This window comes from Lentzea sp. DG1S-22 (assembly GCF_036321065.1).
Taxonomy (GTDB): domain Bacteria; phylum Actinomycetota; class Actinomycetes; order Mycobacteriales; family Pseudonocardiaceae; genus Lentzea; species Lentzea jiangxiensis.
This window is the reverse complement of record NZ_CP143276.1, coordinates 5222586-5241799: the sequence shown is the minus strand read 5'-3', so window position 1 is coordinate 5241799 and position 19214 is coordinate 5222586. Positions and strand designations below refer to the sequence as shown.

Here is a 19214-nt window from a genome sequence, read left to right as displayed (position 1 = left end):
ACAGCATGAGTCGACCCAACAGGGTGAGCAATAGTCAGCGATTTAGCTGTGCAATTTGTATAGTGATCTATGCCTTCGGATCAACAGGGTGAGCACTCTGACCAGCTCGTGGACGAACTGGACGCCAGGCTGCTCCTGCTCTTGACGGACGAGCCGCGCCTGGGCGTCCTCGAATGCTCCCGCCGGCTCGGCGTCGCGCGCGGAACCGTGCAGGCCAGGCTGGACCGGCTGACCGACCGGGGCGTGCTCGGCGGGTTCCCGCCGGCGCTCGACCTCGGTGCGATGGGGTACGGGCTGACGGCGTTCGCGGTCGTCGAGATCGCGCAGGGACGCCGGGCCGAGGTGTGCGAGGGGCTGGCCGCCATCCCCGAGGTGTGCGAGGTGCACGCGACGACGGGTCAGGGAGATCTCTTCGTGAGAATGGTCGCCCGGTCGAACGCGGACCTGCAGCGCGTGGTCGACCACGTCGTGGACGTGCCCCACGTGAGGCGGCTCTCGACGTCGATCGCCCTGTCGACGCCGGTGCCCCCGCGCGTGCGACCGCTCCTGGAACGCGTGAAGGGCCGGCCACCGAGGTGACCGGCCCTTCGCACGTCATGTGGCGTGACTACGCCTGGTAAGGAACCGCGGAGATCAACGTGACCTTCTGGAGCTTGCCGTTGGGCAGCTCGTACTCGACGGTCTCGCCGTCTTTCGCGCCGTTCAGAGCCTTGCCGAGCGGCGAAACCGGGGAGTAGACCTCCATCTCGCCGTGCGCGCCCTCTTCACGGGTGGCGAGCAGGAACGTCTCGGTCTCGTCGTCGCCCTCGTAGCGGATCGTGAGCACCGTGCCCGGCGCTGCGACACCCTTCGTGGTGGGGGCCTCGCCGACCTTCGCGGCCTGGAGCAGCTCGTGCAGCTGGCGGATGCGCGCCTCCTGCTTGCCCTGCTCCTCGCGAGCCGCGTGGTAGCCGCCGTTCTCGCGCAGGTCGCCCTCTTCGCGACGGGCGTTGATCTCGGCAGCCATGACCGGGCGGTACGCGATCAGTTCGTCCAGCTCAGCCTTGAGCCGGTCGTAGGCCTCCTGGGTCAGCCAGGTCACCTGGGTGTCGCTCACGGTCACCAACTCCTCGTCTTGCTCTGACGCACGCGTGTACACCAGAAGTTCCCGGGCCGTTGGCCCGGAACGGAAAAACACGGCCCGCGCCGGGGCCGTGCTTGAGCTGCAATAGTAACACGAAGACAACGTTCAGCGACGGCGATTTGTTCCCCGTCTCGCCGTTTAAACCGCAGATCACCCGCTTGGCCGCTAGGTCGTGGACAAGTAGGCGGGAACCTGGTAGGAGCACCCGAAGACCTCGCCGGTGACCGGGGGTTTGGAGGTGCGGAGAACAGTTGTCTCGACGACGAGCGCATTTCCCGGAGGCACCAGAACTTCGCGCCGGCCTGCTTCGTCCCCGTCCTTGGACCGGGCCCGAATGATGCAGACGGCGGCACGATCCGGTTGATCGCGGGAAACCTCGAAACTGACCTGCACGCGGTCGTCGCCGAGGATGGTGAACGCGGTCTGCTTCGCCTCGATCGGTTTTGTGCCGAGATTTCGGTAACCGACGAAGGCGACCAGGGCACCGACCGCGACGGCTACGGCGAGTAACGCCCAGCGGGTCCACTTCGACCCCTGCTTGCGGCTCTGCCTGCTGTAGCGCCCCTCGGGGAGCACGCGCTGTGCCACTTGTCCGCGCCCTCCTCGCCTCTGGGGAACAATGGTGCCCGGCATTCGGTTGTTGAGTGTCGCAGGACCGTTCACACAGGAGGACCACGGGGGTCATGGCCGACAAGCTGCGCCTTATGGCAGTGCACGCACATCCCGACGACGAGTCGAGCAAGGGCGCGGCCACGATGGCCCGCTACGTCGCGGAAGGGCACGACGTGATGGTCGTGACCTGCACGGACGGTGGCGCGGGCAGCATTCTGAACCCGGCGATGGACAAGCCGGACGTGCTCGAGAACATCGTCGAGGTCCGCCGCGAGGAGATGGCCCGCGCAGCCAAGATCCTCGGCATCCAGCACCGCTGGCTGGGCTTCAAGGACTCCGGTCTGCCCGAGGGCGACCCGCTCCCGCCGCTGCCCGAGGGCTGCTTCGCCCTGGTGCCGCTGGAGGAGTCGGTGCCGTCGCTGGTCGAGGCCATCAGGGACTTCCGCCCGCACGTCGTCGTGACCTACGACGAGAACGGCGGCTACCCGCACCCGGACCACATCCGCACGCACGAGATCTCGATGGCCGCCCTGGACGCCGCCGCCGACCCGGCCTACGAGCCGGACCTGGGCGACGCCTGGGAGGTGCCGAAGGTCTACTACGGCCACGGCTTCTCGCGCGCCAAGATCCTGGCGTTCCACGAGGCGATGGAAGCCCGCGGCATGGAGTCGCCGTACACCGAGTGGCTCGCGAACTGGAGCACCGACCGCCCCGACGTCATGGAGCGCGTCACCACGCAGGTCGAGTGCGCGGACTACTTCGACGTCCGCGACGAGGCGCTGAAGGCCCACGCCACCCAGATCGACCCGACCAGCCGCTGGTTCGCGATCCCGATGGACCTGCAGCGCGAGATCTGGCCGACCGAGGAGTACGAGCTCGTGCGCTCCCAGGTCGACTCGACGCTGCCGGAGAACGACCTGTTCGCCGGAGTTAAGGTCTAGGGGTGCTCTCCCCAGACTTCTCCCTCGGCAGCACGGTGGCGCTGGTCGCCGTGCAGCCGTCGAACCCGAACGAGAACGACAAGGGCGGCCAGGGCGAGGACTTCGGCAAGTCCTCCCCGGTCGGCCTCGTCCTGCTCATCGTCTTCTTCATCGCGGTCTTCTTCCTCGTCAAGTCGATGAACAAGCACATCAAGGGCTTGCCGGCGTCGTTCGACGAGCCGGCCGAGGGCTCGAAGGAGACCCCGGCCGGGCAGACCGCCCCGAAGAAGGACTAGCCGAGCACCGCCGGGTGACGTGGTCGGTGCGCATCGGCCTCACCGGTGCGCACCGCTCGGCGGCGCGCGGAGAGGTGGCTCACAACGTCCTCCTGCGCACCGACACCAGCCAGTCCTCCACCCGCTCCCGGTCCGGCTCCTCCGGCAACGGCCCCCGAGCCGCGGCGATCTCGTCGCCGAGCCGGTGCGCCCAGGCCAGCGCCTCGTCCCACGCCATCTCCCCGGAGCGGATCGCCAGCAGCGACCGGTCCGCCGCGATGTCGTACCGCCCGGTGCGCAGCAGCTCCAGCCCCACCAGCCGCAGCCGCACCACGTGCATCAGCTGCTTGGGCTTGAGGTTGCGGCCCGCGCGCGTCAGCTGCATCTCCGTCGCTCGCGTGAACGACCGCACCGCGTGCCGGGAGAGGAACGCGGGCAGCAGCTCCCGCAGCTCCTCCCCGATCGGCGTGCTGACCTCGACCAGCGGGCTCACCAGCGTCTCGAGCACCGTCGGGTTCGACCTGAGGCCGAGCCGGCAGAAGTGCTCGACCTCCCAGCTGAGCTGCTCCGGGTCCGGCCCCTCGACCGACGTCGGGGGCTTGTCCAGGCGCCAGAACGCCTCCGCGGGCGCGGCGAACACCCCGCGTCTGTCCACGTCGGAGTCGGGGCCCGCCAGCCCGTAGGCGTGCGAGCCGACCACCACCTCGAGGATCACAGTCTCGGGTCCACCGGTTCCGACTCGAGCGCGAGCACGCCGAAGACGCACTCGTGCACCCTCCACAGCGGTTCGCCGCGTGCGACGCGTTCCAGCGCCTCGATGCCGAGGGCGTACTCGCGCAGCGCGAGTCCGCGCTTGCGCCCGAGGGAACGCTTGCGCAGCCGCCGGAGGTTCTCCGGCGACGTGTAGTCCGGGCCGTAGATGATCCGCAGGTACTCGCGCCCGCGCACCTTCACGCCCGGCTGGACGCGTCCGCCGAGGTTCGCGAGCGGCTTCACGACCATTCCCTCACCGCCGTCCGCGGTCAGCTCCTCCCACCACCGCACGCCGGCGGCGACCTGCTCGGGGTCCTCGACGTCGACCACGAGGTGCCGGGTCCGCTGGAACAACGGCCCTTCCAACCCGCCCAGCGTCTCCAGGTGCCACAGGTGCGAGCGGTCGTGGAACGTCCGGCCCTCGGAGGCGAGCAGCTGGAAGGGCGCGATCCGCACGCCCTCCAACCCGTCCACCGGCCAGCAGTACCGCTCGTACGCCGCGCTGTAGGCCGCGGCGTTCGCGGCACGCCTCGACGTGCGCTCCAGCAGGTCCGCGACGTCGACACCGCGTGCAGCGGCCGCCTGCAGGGCGTCGACCGCCACCGGCAGCACGCCGTTCGCCGCCGCGCCGACCGCCGCGTACTGCTCGCGGATCAGCCCGGCCGCCTTGGCGTTCCACGGCATCAGCTCGGCGTCGATGAGCAGCCAGTCCGTGGCGAACTCGTCGAACAGCCCGGAGCAGGCCGAACGCACGCGGTCGAGCAGCTCGTCGCCCGGTGCGCCGTCGAAGAACGCACGTCCGGTGCGCGTGTAGATCGCACCGCCCTCCTTGCGCACCAACAGCACCGCGCGCGAGCCCATGTGCTTCTCCTCGCAGATCACCTGCCCGACGCGGGCCGCCCGGTACTCCGCGAACGCGTCCTCCGGGTGCTCCAGCACGTCGTCGCGCTGCGAGGTCGCCGTCGGCGCCATCGTCGGCGGCAGGTACAGCAGGTCGTGCGGGTCGATCGCGAACCGGCTCATGACCTCCAGAGCCGAGGCCGACTGCTCCGCGCGGATCGTCACGGCGCCCATCACCGACGTGTCGACGCGGCGCAGACCCGTGACGTCCTCGAGTGCCAGCACGTCCGGCGCGCGTTCGGCGGCCTTCACCGGGAACGGGGCGTCGTGCTCGTACCAGACCTGGTGCGCCTTGACGGAGACGAGCTCCTTCTCCGGGTAGCGCAGCGCGGTGAGCTTCCCGCCGAACACCACACCCGTCTCCAGGCACAGGGTGTTGTTGATCCACTCGGCCTCGGCCGTCAGGACGTGCCCGTACAGCACCATCGCCGAGCCGCGGTAGTCGTTCGCCCACGGCAGGCGCACCGGCATCCCGTACGCGTCGGTCCCTCCGGTCGTGTCGCCGTACAGGGCGAAGCTGCGCACCTTCGCGGACGCGCGGCCGTGGTAGCGCTCGGGCAGACCGGCGTGCGCGACGACGAGGTTGCCGCCGTCCAGCACGTAGTGCGCGACGAGGCCGTCGCAGAACTTCGCGGCGGCGAGGCGGAACTCCTCCGGCTCGTGCGCGAGCTGCTCCAGCGACTTCTCCAAGCCGTGCCGGACCGTCACCTCGTGGCCGCGCAGGGCGCGGACGAGCTTCTCCTCGTGGTTCCCGCGCACGCTGAAGGCGTGGCCGTTGCCGACCATGCCCATGACGAGGCGCAGCACGCCGGGGGTGTCCGGCCCGCGGTCGACCAGGTCGCCGACGAACACGGCCTTGCGGTCGCCGGGAGGGACCGCGTCGACCGCGCGGCCCTCGTCGTCGCGCTGGATCTCGTAGTCCAGCTCGGTGAGCAGCTCCTCCAGCTCCGCGCGGCAGCCGTGCACGTCGCCGAAGACGTCGAACGGCCCGGTCTCGTGCCTGAGGTCGTTGAGGAGTCGTTCGTACACGATCGTCGCGTTGTCCACATCGGACTGCGAGCGCAGCACGTGGACGCGCTTGAAGCCCTCCTTGCCGAGGTGCTTCAGCGAGCGCCGCAGCGCGGCCCGGTGCCGCTTGACGACGTGCGCGCCGAAGTCGCGGTCGGGGCGTTCCGCGTTGCGCCTCAGGCACACGTCGGTCGGGGTGTCGAGCACGATCGCGACGGGCAGGACGTTCGCCCTGCGCGCGACCTCGACCAGCTTCGCGCGGTCCTGGGGCTGGACGTTCGTCGCGTCGACCACGGTGACGCGCCCCGCCTCCAGCCGCTTCGACGCCACGAAGTGCAGCACGTCGAACGCCGCCGCGGACGCCGACTGGTCGTTCTCGTCGTCGGCCACGAGCCCGCGGAAGTAGTCGCTCGACAGCACCTGCGTGGGCAGGAAGTGCCTGCGCGCGAACGTCGACTTGCCCGAACCCGAGGCGCCGACCAGCACCACCAGGCACAGGTCGGGGATCTTCAGCTCCATCAGTTCTCGTCCCCCAGCGTGAACACGGCCATCTGCGTCGGCGCGCCGCGCTCGGCGTCCTCCGGCCCGATCGGCACGTACGTGACGGTGTAGCCGCGGCGTTCCGCGACACCACCCGCCCAGTGCGCGAACTCCGCGCGGGTCCATTCGAAACGGTGGTCGGGGTGGCGCATCTGCCCTGCGGGCAACGTCTCGAACAGCGCGTTGTACTCGACGTTCGGAGTGGTCACCAGCACGGTCGCGGGGCGTGCCACGGTGAACACCGAGTGCTCCAGCGCGGGCAGGCGCGACGGGTCGATGTGCTCGACGACCTCCATCAGCACCGCCGCGTCGTACCCCGCCAGCTCGGCGTCGGCGTAGGTCAACGCCGACTGCCGCAACGTGATCCGCTCGCGCTGCCGCTCGCCCATGCGGTCGAGGTGCAGCTTGCGCGCGGCCTCCTGCAACGCCTTCGCGGACACGTCGACACCGTGGATCTCGGTGAACGCGGGCTCGTCGACGAGAGCGCGCAGCAGAGCGCCACCACCGCAGCCGAGGTCGAGCACGCGCTGGGCCCGCGCGGCCTTCAACGCCGTGACCACGGCCTCCTTGCGCTGTGCGGCGAGGGAGATCTTCGGCTCCGCCAGGGCGTTGTCGAGCTCCTCCGGCTCGACCTCGTCGACGTCGGCGAGGCGTTCCAGGGCGGAGGTGATCAACGGGCGCCTGCGGGCCAGGTAGCGGGTGGTGATCAGCTCCTTGTCCGGGTGCGCGGACAGCCAGCCGTCACCGGCCTTGAGCAGCTTGTCCACCTCGTCGGCCGCGACCCAGTAGTGCTTGCCGCCGTCGAGGACGGGCAGCAGCACGTAGAGGTGCTTCAACGCGTCGCTGAGCTTCACGGTGCCGGTCAGCGTCACGTCGCCGTAGCGCGAGTCGCCGTGCCCGGTGACCTCGACCGACCAGCCGAGCGGCGTGAACAGCCGTTCCGCGAGGCGGTGCGGCAGCGCGGGGATGCGGACGACCAGCGGGATCGGCGTCCTCGCGAGCTCGGGGTGGCTCTCGCTGCGGCCGTTCATGGCGGTGCGGAACACGCTGCCGAGCGCGACCGTGAGCAACGACCCGGCCGCGTACGGCCTGTCGTTGACGTACTGGGTGAGCGTGCTGCCGGGACCTCGGACGAGCGCGACGGGGTCGACCTCCAGCAGGAGGGCGACCGTGCACTCCTCGTTCGTCGCCTTCGGGTAGAAGACGTGCGCGACGCCCGAGCTCGTCGTGAAGGACTGAGCCCGGTCGGGGTGCTTGTGCAGCAGGTGGCCGAGGTCGGTCGCCGGCCGGTGCGTCGTGGTCAGGGTGAGCAACACGGGCCCGAGTCTGATCGAGATTCGGCCTCTGCGCTGCTCATTTACTGTGATTGCATGGCGAACCGACTCGCGGACGCGACCAGCCCCTACCTGCAGCAGCACGCGGACAACCCGGTCGACTGGTGGCCGTGGTGCGAGGAGGCGTTCGAGGAGGCCCGGCGGCGCGACGTGCCGGTGCTGCTGTCCGTCGGGTACGCGGCCTGCCACTGGTGCCACGTGATGGCGCACGAGTCCTTCGAGGACGCCGACGTCGCGGCGTTCCTGAACGAGCACTTCGTGCCGGTGAAGGTCGACCGCGAGGAACGGCCGGACGTCGACGCCGTGTACATGGAGGTCACGCAGGCCATGACCGGCCACGGCGGGTGGCCGATGACGGTGTTCCTGACGCCGGACGCGCGACCGTTCCACGCCGGCACCTACTACCCGCCGTCGCCGCGGCCGGGCATGCCGTCGTTCCCGCAGCTCGTCGAGGCCGTGGCGGCCACGTGGAGCTCGCAACGGGACGAGGTCCTGCGGTCCGCCTCCGCCGTCGTGCGGGAGATCGCCCGGCAGGCCGCGCCGCTGCCGCCGTCCACTGTGGACGCCGACGTGCTGGCCGGTGCCGTGGTGTCGTTGCTGGGGGAGTTCGACCGGCGCAACGGCGGTTTCGGCGGGGCGCCGAAGTTCCCGCCGTCGATGGTGGTGGAGTTCCTGCTGCGCCACCACGAGCGCACCGGGTCGGTCGAGGCGGTCTCCATGGCGACCTCGACGGCCGACGCGATGGCCAACGGCGGCATGTACGACCAGCTCGGCGGCGGGTTCGCGCGCTACAGCGTCGACGCCGCGTGGGTCGTGCCGCACTTCGAGAAGATGTTGTACGACAACGCTTTGCTGCTCCGCTTCTACACGCACCTCACGCGCGTGACCGCCTCGGAGCGTTACGAGCGGGTCGCGCGGGACACGGCCGCGTTCCTCCTGCGGGACCTGCGGACGGCTTCCGGTGGGTTCGCGGCGTCGTTGGACGCGGACACCGATGGCGTCGAAGGCTTGACCTACGTGTGGTCGTTCGAGGAGCTGGGTGCCGCGGCGGCTGCGTTCGGCGTGACGCCCGAGCCGAACTTCGAGGACGGCAAGTCCACCCTGGGGTTCGTGTCGGAGCCGGGGGAGGAGGTGCGGGCCTCGCTGCTGGCGGTGCGCGCCGCGCGGCCGCAGCCAGGACGGGACGACAAGGTGGTGGCGGCCTGGAACGGCCTGGCGATCGCCGCGCTGGCCGAGGCGGGCGCCTTCTTCGGTGAGCCGGCGTGGATCTCGGCCGCGTCCGACGCGGCGTCGCTGCTGGCGTCCGTGCACCTCGTCGAGGGCAGGCTGCTGCGGACCTCGCGCGACGGCGTCGCCGGTCCGTCGTTCGGGGTGCTGGAGGACTACGGCTGCGTCGCGGACGGGCTGCTGGCGCTGCACCAGGTGACGGGCTCGATCCGGTGGCTCGACCTGGCGTGCGGCCTGCTGGACACCGCGCTCTCCCGTTTCGCCGTGCCGGACTCTCCTGGCGCTTACTACGACACGGCCGATGACGCCGAGACTCTCGTTCGCCGTCCAGCCGACTCGACCGACAACGCGTCTCCGAGCGGTGCGTCCTCGCTGGCCTCGGCCCTGCTGACCGCGTCGCTGCTGTCCGGCGCCGATCGTTCCGCGCGGTACTTCGACGCCGCGTCCGCCGCCGTGACGCGCGCCGGCCTGCTCGCCGCCCGCGCCCCCCGGTTCGCCGGCCACTGGCTCACCGTCGCCGAGGCTCTGGTGTCCGGTCCGTTGCAGGTCGCCGTAGTAGGTGCCGACGACTCACGCCGTGCGTCACTGTGGGCGGCGGCGATCGCTCATGTGCCCGGAGGCGGCGTCGTCGTGGCCGGTGAGCCCTCGTCCGTGCCGTTGCTGGAAGACCGTCCGTTGGTCGACGAGGGCCCGGCGGCCTACGTGTGCCGCGGCTACGTGTGCGACCGGCCTGTCGTCACCGCGGATGCCCTGGTCACTTCGCTGACGGCGAACGCCACTTCCTGATTGCAGGCGTAACGTCAGTAATGACGTAATCATGTAATCAGAGGCGGTTGAAATGGGACGTGGATGGAGAGGACGAGGCGGCTGGCAGCAGGCTGACCTGCCTCCGGCCGACGACGCGGCGGCGTGGTTCGCGGGCAGGCTCCCCGACGCGTGGTTCACCGGCGCGCCCGAGGTGGTCGTGGACCGCGAGGAGATCACCGTCGTGGGCACGCTCGCGCCGCTGGAGGGCGAGTTCGACGACGCCTCGCGCGCCGCGGCCGAATCGGGTCGCATCGCCCGCTGGCGTGAGGAGACCCGCGACGAACGCATCGAGATCGCGCGCCAGGCCGAGCACCGCTACGGCCGCAAGGTGGCGTGGGGAGCCGTGCAGGGCGGCACCCGCGAGCTGTTCACGCACCTCGCCGTGCCGGTGATGACGCGCCTGCGCCAGCCGGAACGCCAGGTGCTCGACACCCTCGTGGCCGCCGGCGTGGCCCGCTCACGAGCTGATGCCCTCGCATGGGCCGTGCGCCTCGTTGGCGAGCACGCCGACGCGTGGCTGGGCGAGCTGCGTGACGCCATGTCGCGAGTGGACGACCTCCGGTCGCAGGGACCGGACCTCACCTGAGCGAGTCGTGCTCGGCACTTGAGGCTGCTTGGATGTGGCGGTGACCGCGTACGACGTCGCCCGTCTGCTGCCCGCCATCCCGGAGTTGCGCGCGCTGTGCCGTGCGCTGGCCGTGCTGGACGTCGTCCTGGATCCCGACGGCGACGACCGGTACCACCTCTTCGACGCCGAGTGGGCGCCCGGCGAGGAGATGGCGTCCATGTACGACGGTGCGGGCAACGAGTACTCCATCGTGTTCAAGGCCGCGGGTGCGTACGTGCGCGGCTTCGACCACGAGTCGCTGATGAGCCCTTATGCCACCGACGACGGGCAGCCGTGGCCCGGCGTTGTCGACTCCGTACCTGAGGTGTTCCGCGAGTGTGTGGAGGAACCCGCGTTCTCCGATGAGGGCACGCCGTCCATCACCGTCTGCCTGTGGCGCGAGAACGGTGAGGATGCCTGGCGGCACGGGGACATCGCCTTCCCCGAAGGGGAGGACGGGGCGGACTGGATGTTCGCGCTGCTGACCGAGGGCACCCCGGAGGCGTACCAGGACTGGGCGCAGGACTACTACGAGACGCCGGTCGACCTCGACGCGGTGCGGCACGTGTACGCGGGCAAACCGTTGACCGCGGCGGTCGTGACGGCGCTCAACCCCGCCACGTCGCCGGCGGATGTCGCCGACGACGTGGCCGCGATCGGGTACCCGGTCCACTAGTCCGCTGGGCCGGCCTCGCCACGGCCGGCCCGGCGGCCTCACAGCAGGCCGGCTTCGTCACGGCACAACAACATGCGCCGGACTGTCAGACCCGGTCGCTGGTGTTGATTTTGGGGGAACCCGGCCCGAGTCGTGTGTGTGGTGCGTTGCTCTCCGGAGCCCGATGACGCACCCGAGTGCGACCGTGGTGACCCCGATGACGGACACGAGAGTGAGCTCCTGCACGCCCAGAAGCACCGAAGTCGCGAGACCGGCCACCGGCATCAGGCCGATGAGCACGCCGGCGCGGTCCGAGCCCAGCCGGTTCACGGCGAAGTACCACAGCCCGAAGGCCACCGCGGTCACCACCACGGCCAGCAGCACGAGCGCGAAGGTCTGCCGGGTGTCCGGCACCCGCCAGCCGCCGACGAACGTCCCCAGCACCGCGCCGATCACCGTCGCGATGATGCAGGTCCACGTCGCCACGCCCAGCACGCCGAGCCGCCGCACCACCCCGACCGCGAAGAGCGTGAAGCACACCTCGCCGACCATGGTGAGCAACGCGAGAACGAGCCCAGGACCGTGCCACGACCCGCCGCCGGACAACAGCACGATGCCCGCCGCCACCACCACTGCACCCACAAGGGCCGATGCGGTGCGTTGGCGTGAGAGCAGCGCCAACACGATGGGGGAGCCGCCCATGACAGCGGCGACGAAGCCCGGCTCCGCGTACTGCTGGGCGGCGATGAGCAGGGCGTTGAAGCCGAGCATGCCGGAGATGACGACGCCCAGCAGCGGCGGCACGTCGCGCCACGAAGGCATCGGCAGACGGCGCGCCACCAGCAACAACACCGCCGCGGCCAGTGCGTAGCGCATGGCCTGGCCGGTCAGCACCGGGTAGCCCTCCAGCATTCCCGTGACCGGCACCGACGCGCCGACGATCGATGCCGCTGCCGCTCCCGCGGCCACCCCGAGTTTCATGTCCGTCACCCTTGCGCGGAACTGGTCCAGCTTTAAGCTCCACTTCGATGACTGAGAACTGGACCACTTTGCGCGAGCTCCTGCTGCCGGGGCACCAGAGGCGTCGCGGGGTCGAGGTCGAGCTGCGCCGGGCGATCAGGGACGGCCGACTCGCACCGGGTACGCGGCTGCCGTCGAGCCGGGACCTGGCGGCGCAGCTCGAGGTGGCGCGCGGAACCGTCACCTCGGCCTACACCCAGCTCGTCGCGGAGGGCTACCTGACCACCCGACGCGGCTCGGGGACGACGGTCGCGAGCCTCGGACCGGCCGGCGCGTGCGGGATGCCGGAACCGCCGAAGCGGTGGCGCTACAACCTGCGGCCCGGCCTGCCCGCGCTGGGCGCGTTCCCCCGCGCCGAATGGGTGGCGGCCCACCGGGCGGCGCTCGCCGACCTCCCCGACGACGACCTCGCCTACCCCGACCCCGCCGGTTTCGTGGGGCTGCGCAAGGAGGTCGTCGACTACCTCGCGAGGGTGCGGGCGGTGGTCACCAAGGACGCGGTGATCACCAACGGCGCGGCGGACGGGTTGCAGCTCACCGCGCGCATGCTGGACGGCAGCATCGCGATCGAGGAACCGAGCCACATCGGCGGCGAAGACCTGCTGCGCTCCCACGGCGTCAAGACCGTGCCGGTTCCGGTGGACGACAAGGGACTCCGCGTCGACCTGCTGTCCAAAACGGACTGCAGGGCGGTGCTGGTCACCGCGGCGCACCAGTTCCCGCTCGGCGTGGTGCTGCACCCGGAGCGGCGGCGCGCGCTCGTCGAGTGGGCGCGCGAGCGCGATGCGTTGATCATCGAGGACGACTACGACGCCGAACACCGCTACGACCGGCCGGCGCTGAGCGCGCTGCAGGCGCTCGCCCCCGAGCACGTGGTGTACCAGGGGACGACGAGCAAGGTGCTGGCGCCCGCGCTGCGCCTCGGATGGCTCGTGGTGCCGGAACGGTTGCGCGAGGACATCGTGAACCGCAAGCGGTACAACGACATGGGCACCGCGACGATCCCGCAGGCCGCGTTCGCGCACCTGTTGCGGACGGGTGGTTATGACAGGCATCTGCGCCGTACGCGCGCGCTCTACCGGAAGAGGCGTGATGCGTTGCTGGAAGCCGTTGCCGAGCATTTGCCCGCATGGCAGCCCATCGGTGTCGCGGCAGGTTTGCACGTCGTGCTGCGCATGCCCGATGGCACGGACGACCTCGCGCTGAAGAGCAGGCTTGAGGAGCGAGGCGTGCACGTCTGGGCGTTGGCGCAGTACACGCGCACGCCGATGTGGCCGGGCTTGGTGCTGGGGTACGCGTCGCTCACCCCCGACCGCCTGCGCGAAGCGGTCAGGGAGATCGCGGCGGTCGCCGAGGCCTAGGGCAGGTACCGCGACGGCTGTGGTGAACTCCCAGGTTGAACCGTTGGCCGCGCCGGCCTGGCCCGCGCCTCGAGAAATTGTCAGTGCTCGGGTGCACCATGGATCCGTGCTCCTCTCCGAAGTGGTCGACACGTCAGCCGCGGTGGCGGCGACCCGGTCGCGCCTGGCCAAGGTCAAGGCGCTGTCCGCGTTGCTGCGCGCGGCTACGGCGGACGTGGTGGTGGCGGTGGTGTCGTTCCTCATAGGCACGCCGCGGCAGGGCAGGATCGGCACCGGCTGGCGCACGGTCCTCGACCTGTCCGTGCCTCCCGCCGAGCGCGCCGAGCTCACGATCGCCGAGGTCGACGCCGCGCTCGCCGAGGTGGCCGGGACGTCCGGCAAGGGCTCGGCGCAACGCCGCGTCGACCTGCTGACGTCGCTGTTCGCGCGTTCCACCGAAGCGGAGCAGGACTTCTTGCGCAGGTTGCTCACCGGCGAGCTGCGCCAGGGCGCCCTGGAAGGCGTGATGCTGGACGCCATCGCCTCCGCGGCGGACGTGCCGGGCGAGACGGTGCGGCGCGCGTTCATGCTGTCCGGCCGCCTGCCGGAGACCGCCGTGGCCGCGCTGGAGGGCGGCCCGGCGGCGCTGGAGGCGTTCCGGCTGGAGGTGGGCCGCCCGCTGCGCCCCATGCTGGCGTCACCCGCCGAGTCCCTGGACGAGGCGCTGGCGGAGCTGGGCAGCTGCGTGGTGGAGCACAAGCTGGACGGCGCGCGCATCCAGGTGCACCGCACCGGCGACGAGGTCCACATCTACACGCGCACGCTGCGCGAGATCACGAAGACGGTGCCCGAACTCGTCGAGCTCGTCCGCGGCCTGCCCTGCACGTCGGTGGTGCTCGACGGCGAGACGCTCGCGCTGACCGACGAGGGACGACCGCGCCCGTTCCAGGAGACGATGAGCCGCTTCGGCGCGCAGGACGAACGCGAGCTGCTGCTGCACCCGTACTTCTTCGACTGCCTGCACCTCGACGGCAAGGACCTCCTCGACGAACCGCTCCGCGACCGCCTCGCCGCCCTGTGGCAGGTGGCGGGCGAGCACGTCATCCCCGGCGTCCTGGACCCGTCCCCGCAGGAGGCGGAAGGCGTCGTCACGGCGGCGCTGTCCGCGGGCCACGAGGGTGTGATGGTGAAGTCGCTCGCCTCGCCCTACGCGGCCGGCAGGCGAGGCAGGGCCTGGCAGAAGGTGAAGCCGGTCCACACCCTCGACCTGGTCGTGCTCGGCGTCGAGTGGGGCAGCGGCCGCCGCCGGGGCTGGTTGTCGAACCTGCACCTGGGCGCCCGCGACCCGGACGGCGGCCCACCCGTGATGGTCGGCAAGACCTTCAAGGGCCTCACCGACGAGCTGCTCAAGTGGCAGACCAAAGCCCTGCAGGAGATCGCCACCGACCAGAACGACTGGGTGGTCACGGTCCGCCCCGAGCTCGTGATCGAGATCGAACTGGACGGCGTGCAGGTCTCCCCGCGCTACCCCGGCGGCGTCGCCCTGCGCTTCGCGCGAGTGGTGCGCTACCGCCCGGACAAGGACCCGTCGGAGGCGACGACGATCGAGGAGGTGAGAGCACTCCTGCCCACCGCCCGGCAGAATCCTCCGCAAACCTGACGCCGCTCGGCGCAGGTACCCGGGACGCGCGAAATTCGCGTGCGTCCCGGCGACACCCCGCAATAGCGTCCAGCCGGTGACCGACGCCTCCGCGCTGCTCAGCGCCTTCGACACCCAAGCCCGCCCAGCCGAGTGGACGGTGCTCGACCCCGGCGCCGAGGTCCACCGCGACGGCCCGGTGTTCCGCGTGAGCTGGCCCCGCCGAAGCGGCTTCGTGGGCGGCCCACCACACCTGGGCGTGGACGGCCCAGCCCTCGACGCCCTGATCGCCCGCCAACGCGACTACTTCGCCGCACGCAACCAGGCCGTCGAGTGGAAGACCTGGAGCCACGACACCCCCGCGGACCTGCCCGAACGCCTGACCGCAGCCGGCTTCGAGTCGGACGGCCGGGAAACCGTGCTGATCGGCCCGGCCGAACAGATGACCACACCGGTCCACCTCGACGGCGTAACCCTGCGCGAGGTGGAGGACGAGCAAGACGTCCACCGCCTGGCCGCCACCGCCACCGAGGTCTTCGGCCGCCCGCACGACTGGCTGGTCGACCGCCTGATCGAGAAGCGCGACGACCCGAACATGATCGCGGTCCTGGCGGAGGCCGACGGCAGGGTCGTCTCGTCGTCGCGGATCGAGATCGTCCCGGGCACGGAGTTCGCAGGACTGTGGGGCGGCGGCACCCTCGCCGAGTGGCGCGGCAAGGGCATCTACCGCGCACTGGTCGCCTACCGAGCCCGCCTGGCGGTCTCGCGGGGCATCAGGTACCTGCAGGTGGACGCGACCGAGGACAGCCGGCCGATCCTCGAACGACTCGGCTTCGTCGCGGTCACCACGACCACCGGCTACATCTGGCAGCCGGCGGGCTGAGCAGTCCACCGAGATCTTGGGTTGTCCACAGGCTTGGTGGGCTTTGAGCTGCGGAAACGCTGGCTTGAGTATTCCGGCAAAGGCCAGCCAAGCCGGCAGCCAGCCAAGATCAGGGCTGGTCATCTGCGCGGCTGGCCACCTGCGGCAGCCCGCCCGCAGCCAGCCATCCGCGGCCGCTCGCCCGCCCGCGGCCAGCCAGAACCCGGGAGCCAGCCAAACCCGGGAGCCAGCCAGAGCCTGGGTCAGCGAGAGCCTGCGACCAGCCGGCGCCCGCAACAGCCGACGCCGGGCCAGTCACGTCCACCCGCAACCGACGCCCCAGAGGCGAGATGTGTGGCGTACTCCCTGGTGAGCTGCCCAACTGAGACGCGGCGGGTATCGTGGAAGCACGTGCGGTTCATCGAAGGGCATCGACCCTCTTACGACCTGACCTACGACGACGTGTTCCTCGTTCCCGGCCGGAGTGCCGTGGAGTCGCGGTTCGGCGTCGACCTCTCCACTTCGGACGGCACCGGGGCCACGATCCCGATCGTCGTCGCGAACATGACGGCCGTGGCCGGGCGGCGGATGGCGGAGACCATCGCGCGGCGTGGCGGGCTCGTCGTCATCCCGCAGGACGTGCCCACCGAGGCGGTTGCGGAGATCATCGCTTGGGTCAAGGAGCGGCATCCTGTCTGGGACACGCCGTTGACGCTCACCACGGGTGATGCCGTGGCGGATGCGCTCAACCTGTTGCACAAGCGGGCGCACGGGGCGGTTGTCGTCGTTGACGACGGTGGGCGGCCCATCGGTGTTGTGGACGAGGCGGCGCTCACGGGTGTTGACCGGTTTGCGCGCATTGGCGACGTGATGAACACGGACGTGCTGTTGTTGCCGCTCGACACGAAGCCGCAGGACGTGTTCGACCAGCTTCACCACAGCACGCACCGGATCGCGCTCGGGGTGGACTCCGAGCAGCGGCTGAGCGGGGTGCTGACGGAGCTCGCCGCGTTGCGGGCCGAGGTGTACCGGCCGGCTGCCGATGGTGACGGGAAGTTGCGGGTCGCGGCCGCTGTCGGGGTCAACGGGGACGTGCGGGCCAAGGCGGAGGCGTTGGTCAAGGCCGGGGTGGACGTTCTGGTCGTCGACACCGCGCACGGGCACCAGGAGAAGATGATCGCGGCGCTCAGGGCCGTGAAGGAGGAGAACCCCGGGGTGCCGGTCGCGGCGGGCAACGTCGTCACCGCGGAGGGGGTTCGGGACCTGGTCGAGGCCGGCGCGGACATCGTCAAGGTCGGTGTCGGGCCGGGCGCCATGTGCACCACCCGCATGATGACCGGGGTGGGGCGGCCCCAGTTCAGCGCTGTCGCGGAGTGCGCGGCCGAGGCGCGCAGGCTCGGCAAGCACGTGTGGGCCGACGGTGGGGTCCGGCACCCCCGCGACGTGGCCCTCGCGCTCGCGGCCGGGGCCGGCAGCGTCATGGTCGGCAGCTGGTTCGCCGGTACCTACGAGTCGCCCGGCGACCTGCAGCGCGACGAGCGCGGGAACCTCTACAAAGAATCCTTCGGAATGGCGTCCAAGCGGGCCGTCACGGCGCGGACGCGCAGTGACAACGCGTTCGACCGGGCCAAGAAGGGGCTGTTCGAAGAGGGCATCTCCACGTCGAAGATGCGGTTGGACCCGGTGCGTCCGAGCGTGGAGGACCTGCTCGATGCGATAACGTCCGGCGTTCGCTCGGCCTGCACGTATGCCGGTGCGACCTCGCTGGAGGAATTCCACGACAAGGCTGTGCTCGGCATTCAGTCCGCCGCTGGCTTCGCGGAAGGAAGGCCGTTGCCAGGGGGATGGTGAGAAAGTGGACGAAGCGGTCTCGGTCAGAGATCTCCGCAAAGTCTATAAAACGGGACAAAAGCCTGCGGTGGACGGGTTGAGCTTCGACGTCCGCCGCGGCGAGGTCTTCGGACTGCTCGGGCCGAACGGCGCGGGCAAGACGACCACGGTCGGTGTCCTCACCACGCGCGTCCGCCCCACCTCGGGGCAGGCGCTCGTGGAGGGCGTCGACGTGGTGACCGACTCCAAGCGGGCGCGGCAGCTGCTCGCTGTCGTGCCGCAGCGCAACAACCTCGACCGGTCGCTCAACGCGCGGCAGAACCTGTTGTTCCACGCGGCCTACCACGGCATCGGCCCGAAGGAACGCCAGAAGCTCGCCGACGACATCATCGAGCGGATGGGTCTCAAGGACCACCGGAACGCGCTCGTCGACACGCTGTCCGGCGGGCAGGCGCAACGGCTGATGATCGCCCGCGCGCTCATGCACCGGCCGAAGGTGCTGTTCCTCGACGAGCCGAGCACCGGGCTCGACCCGCAGGCCCGGCTCTTCGTCCACGAACGCGTCGCCGCACTGCACGCCGAAGGTGTCACGGTCGTGCTCACCACGCACGACATGGACGAGGCCACCAAGCTGTGCGACCGCGTCGGCATCGTCGACCACGGCAAGCTGCTCACGCTCGACACGCCGGGCGAGCTCACGAAGAACCTGCCCGGCAGCAACACGGTCAGCGTCACGGTGAGCCCGAACGGCCACGAGCGCGCGAAGATCACCCGGGAGCTGTCCGAATTGGATGGTGTGCAGCGCGTGGAGGAGCTGAACGACATGTTCCGCGTCTACACCGACAGCGACACCGCGATCACGTTGCCCGCCGTGCTGAACGTGTTGCGCGACCTCGACGTCACGGTCAGCGACGTCGCGATCGGCAAGCCCAGCCTGGAGGACGTCTTCATCCACCTGACCGGCAGGGAGCTCCGGTGAGCCAACTCAGGACCTTCCAGGCGATCCTGTGGCGGGACGTCTTCGTCACGGGCCGCGAGCTGCCGAGCTTCCTCGCGCAGGTGATCATCCAGCCGTTCTTCATCCTCTTCATCTTCGCGAAGGTGCTGGGGGACATCGGGTACGTCCAGGACGACTTCGCGCAGGTGCTGCTGCCGGGCATCATCGCGATGAACGGGTTCCTGGGCGCGCTGCAGAACACGACGCTGCCGCTGGTGCTCGACTTCTCGTGGACGCGGGAGATCGAGGACCGGCTGCTCGCCCCGATCTCCATCCCGCTCGTCGCGGTCGAGAAGATCGTGTTCGGCGCGATCCGCGGGTTCTTCGCGGCCGTGCTGATGGTGCCGGTCGGGTTCGTGATGCTCGACGTCTCCTGGGCGTGGTCCGGGATTCCCGGCGCGCTGCTCGTGATCGTGCTCGGCTGCCTCGCCGGCGGCTCGGTCGGACTGGTGATCGGCACGTCGGTGCCCGCGCGGCGCGTCAACGTCATGTTCGCGGTGATCCTCACGCCGATCCTGTTCACGGGCTCCGCGCAGTTCCCGTGGCGGTCGCTGAGCGACGACCTGCTGTGGTTCAAGGTGGTCTGCGCGCTCAACCCGCTGACGTACGTGAGCGAGGGCATGCGCGCGGAACTGGTGCCGGACGTGCCGCACATCCCGCTGCCCGTCGTCCTCGCCGTGCTCGTGATCGCGATCGCGGGCTTCGGCGGACTCGGCCTGCGGGGCTTCATGAAGCGCGCGCTCGACTAGGAAATGCACGAGGAAC

At 70.4% G+C, this 19214-nt stretch carries 18 protein-coding genes; 12 read left to right on the top strand and 6 right to left on the bottom strand.

Annotated elements, in window-relative coordinates:
• The first annotated feature begins 69 nt into the window (after positions 1-69).
• On the top strand, positions 70-579 hold the full coding sequence (locus V1227_RS24190) for an Lrp/AsnC family transcriptional regulator (RefSeq protein WP_236220390.1): 510 nt from the start codon (positions 70-72) through the stop codon (positions 577-579).
• A gap of 28 nt (positions 580-607) precedes the next feature.
• Here the strand turns inward: V1227_RS24190 and greA are convergent, their stop codons facing one another.
• Together greA and V1227_RS24180 are read right to left on the bottom strand one after the other, a co-directional pair.
• On the bottom strand, positions 608-1102 hold the full coding sequence (gene greA / locus V1227_RS24185) for a transcription elongation factor GreA (protein WP_176959919.1): 495 nt from the start codon (positions 1100-1102) through the stop codon (positions 608-610).
• 186 nt (positions 1103-1288) lie between these two features.
• Entirely contained in the window at positions 1289-1711 is a 423-nt protein-coding gene (locus V1227_RS24180; protein WP_329787809.1) for a DUF4307 domain-containing protein, read from the bottom strand.
• 95 nt (positions 1712-1806) lie between these two features.
• On the opposite strand from V1227_RS24180, the gene mca reads away from it, so the two are divergent.
• Both mca and V1227_RS24170 read left to right on the top strand, forming a co-directional pair.
• Positions 1807-2676: a mycothiol conjugate amidase Mca gene (mca, locus tag V1227_RS24175; protein WP_329787808.1), complete on the top strand. Its 870-nt coding sequence runs from the start codon at positions 1807-1809 to the stop codon at positions 2674-2676.
• Positions 2677-2711: 35 nt separating this feature from the next.
• Positions 2712-2951, top strand: a complete 240-nt coding sequence (locus tag V1227_RS24170) for a hypothetical protein (RefSeq protein WP_236221091.1) — start codon at positions 2712-2714, stop codon at positions 2949-2951.
• A 79-nt stretch (positions 2952-3030) separates the two neighbouring features.
• Here V1227_RS24170 and V1227_RS24165 read toward each other — a convergent pair whose 3' ends face one another.
• The 3 genes from V1227_RS24165 to V1227_RS24155 are packed head-to-tail and all read right to left on the bottom strand — an operon-like array spanning position 3031 to position 7447.
• Entirely contained in the window at positions 3031-3645 is a 615-nt protein-coding gene (locus V1227_RS24165; RefSeq protein WP_329787807.1) for a nucleotidyltransferase domain-containing protein, read from the bottom strand.
• Positions 3642-6110, bottom strand: a complete 2469-nt coding sequence (locus V1227_RS24160) for a polynucleotide kinase-phosphatase (RefSeq protein WP_329787806.1) — start codon at positions 6108-6110, stop codon at positions 3642-3644. The genes V1227_RS24165 and V1227_RS24160 overlap by 4 nt, the downstream gene beginning before the upstream one ends.
• Positions 6110-7447 carry a 3' terminal RNA ribose 2'-O-methyltransferase Hen1 gene (locus V1227_RS24155; protein WP_329787805.1) on the bottom strand — a complete coding sequence of 446 codons (1338 nt, stop codon included), beginning with the start codon at positions 7445-7447 and terminating at the stop codon, positions 6110-6112. The genes V1227_RS24160 and V1227_RS24155 overlap by 1 nt, the downstream gene beginning before the upstream one ends.
• Before the next feature lie 54 nt (positions 7448-7501).
• Here V1227_RS24155 and V1227_RS24150 point away from each other — a divergent pair, with 54 nt between their 5' ends.
• The 3 genes from V1227_RS24150 to V1227_RS24140 are packed head-to-tail and all read left to right on the top strand — an operon-like array spanning position 7502 to position 10782.
• Positions 7502-9478, top strand: a complete 1977-nt coding sequence (locus V1227_RS24150; RefSeq protein WP_329787804.1) for a thioredoxin domain-containing protein — start codon at positions 7502-7504, stop codon at positions 9476-9478.
• A gap of 52 nt (positions 9479-9530) precedes the next feature.
• Positions 9531-10085: a hypothetical protein gene (locus V1227_RS24145; RefSeq protein WP_236220383.1), complete on the top strand. Its 555-nt coding sequence runs from the start codon at positions 9531-9533 to the stop codon at positions 10083-10085.
• 40 nt (positions 10086-10125) lie between these two features.
• Positions 10126-10782, top strand: coding sequence for a hypothetical protein (locus tag V1227_RS24140; protein WP_329787803.1), 657 nt, complete (start codon positions 10126-10128; stop codon positions 10780-10782).
• A gap of 57 nt (positions 10783-10839) precedes the next feature.
• On the opposite strand, the gene V1227_RS24135 is transcribed toward V1227_RS24140, so the two are convergent.
• Positions 10840-11742, bottom strand: a complete 903-nt coding sequence (locus V1227_RS24135) for a DMT family transporter (protein ID WP_329787802.1) — start codon at positions 11740-11742, stop codon at positions 10840-10842.
• 47 nt (positions 11743-11789) lie between these two features.
• On the opposite strand from V1227_RS24135, the gene pdxR reads away from it, so the two are divergent.
• The 6 genes from pdxR (at position 11790) to V1227_RS24105 (ending at position 19198) form a co-directional block, all read left to right on the top strand.
• Positions 11790-13142, top strand: coding sequence for a MocR-like pyridoxine biosynthesis transcription factor PdxR (gene pdxR, locus V1227_RS24130; protein ID WP_329787801.1), 1353 nt, complete (start codon positions 11790-11792; stop codon positions 13140-13142).
• Positions 13143-13248: 106 nt separating this feature from the next.
• Entirely contained in the window at positions 13249-14781 is a 1533-nt protein-coding gene (locus tag V1227_RS24125) for an ATP-dependent DNA ligase (protein ID WP_329787800.1), read from the top strand.
• A gap of 76 nt (positions 14782-14857) precedes the next feature.
• Complete coding sequence (locus tag V1227_RS24120) at positions 14858-15643, top strand: GNAT family N-acetyltransferase (RefSeq protein ID WP_329787799.1); 786 nt, start codon at positions 14858-14860, stop codon at positions 15641-15643.
• 390 nt (positions 15644-16033) lie between these two features.
• Positions 16034-17473 carry a GuaB1 family IMP dehydrogenase-related protein gene (locus V1227_RS24115; RefSeq protein WP_329787798.1) on the top strand — a complete coding sequence of 480 codons (1440 nt, stop codon included), beginning with the start codon at positions 16034-16036 and terminating at the stop codon, positions 17471-17473.
• A gap of 4 nt (positions 17474-17477) precedes the next feature.
• Entirely contained in the window at positions 17478-18431 is a 954-nt protein-coding gene (locus V1227_RS24110) for an ABC transporter ATP-binding protein (protein WP_329787797.1), read from the top strand.
• Positions 18428-19198 carry an ABC transporter permease gene (locus V1227_RS24105; RefSeq protein ID WP_090099850.1) on the top strand — a complete coding sequence of 257 codons (771 nt, stop codon included), beginning with the start codon at positions 18428-18430 and terminating at the stop codon, positions 19196-19198. Before V1227_RS24110 ends, V1227_RS24105 begins: the two co-directional genes overlap by 4 nt.
• The last annotated feature ends 16 nt before the right edge of the window (positions 19199-19214 follow it).

Bases quoted from the DNA above. Each gene is read 5' to 3' on its own strand.
- V1227_RS24160 (WP_329787806.1), bottom strand. From the start codon at position 6,110: ATGGAGCTGAAGATCCCCGACCTGTGCCTGGTGGTGCTGGTCGGCGCC.
- V1227_RS24190 (WP_236220390.1), top strand. From the start codon at position 70: ATGCCTTCGGATCAACAGGGTGAGCACTCTGACCAGCTCGTGGACGAA.
- pdxR (WP_329787801.1), top strand. From the start codon at position 11,790: ATGACTGAGAACTGGACCACTTTGCGCGAGCTCCTGCTGCCGGGGCAC.
- mca (WP_329787808.1), top strand. From the start codon at position 1,807: ATGGCCGACAAGCTGCGCCTTATGGCAGTGCACGCACATCCCGACGAC.
- V1227_RS24150 (WP_329787804.1), top strand. From the start codon at position 7,502: ATGGCGAACCGACTCGCGGACGCGACCAGCCCCTACCTGCAGCAGCAC.
- V1227_RS24135 (WP_329787802.1), bottom strand. From the start codon at position 11,742: ATGAAACTCGGGGTGGCCGCGGGAGCGGCAGCGGCATCGATCGTCGGC.
- V1227_RS24145 (WP_236220383.1), top strand. From the start codon at position 9,531: ATGGGACGTGGATGGAGAGGACGAGGCGGCTGGCAGCAGGCTGACCTG.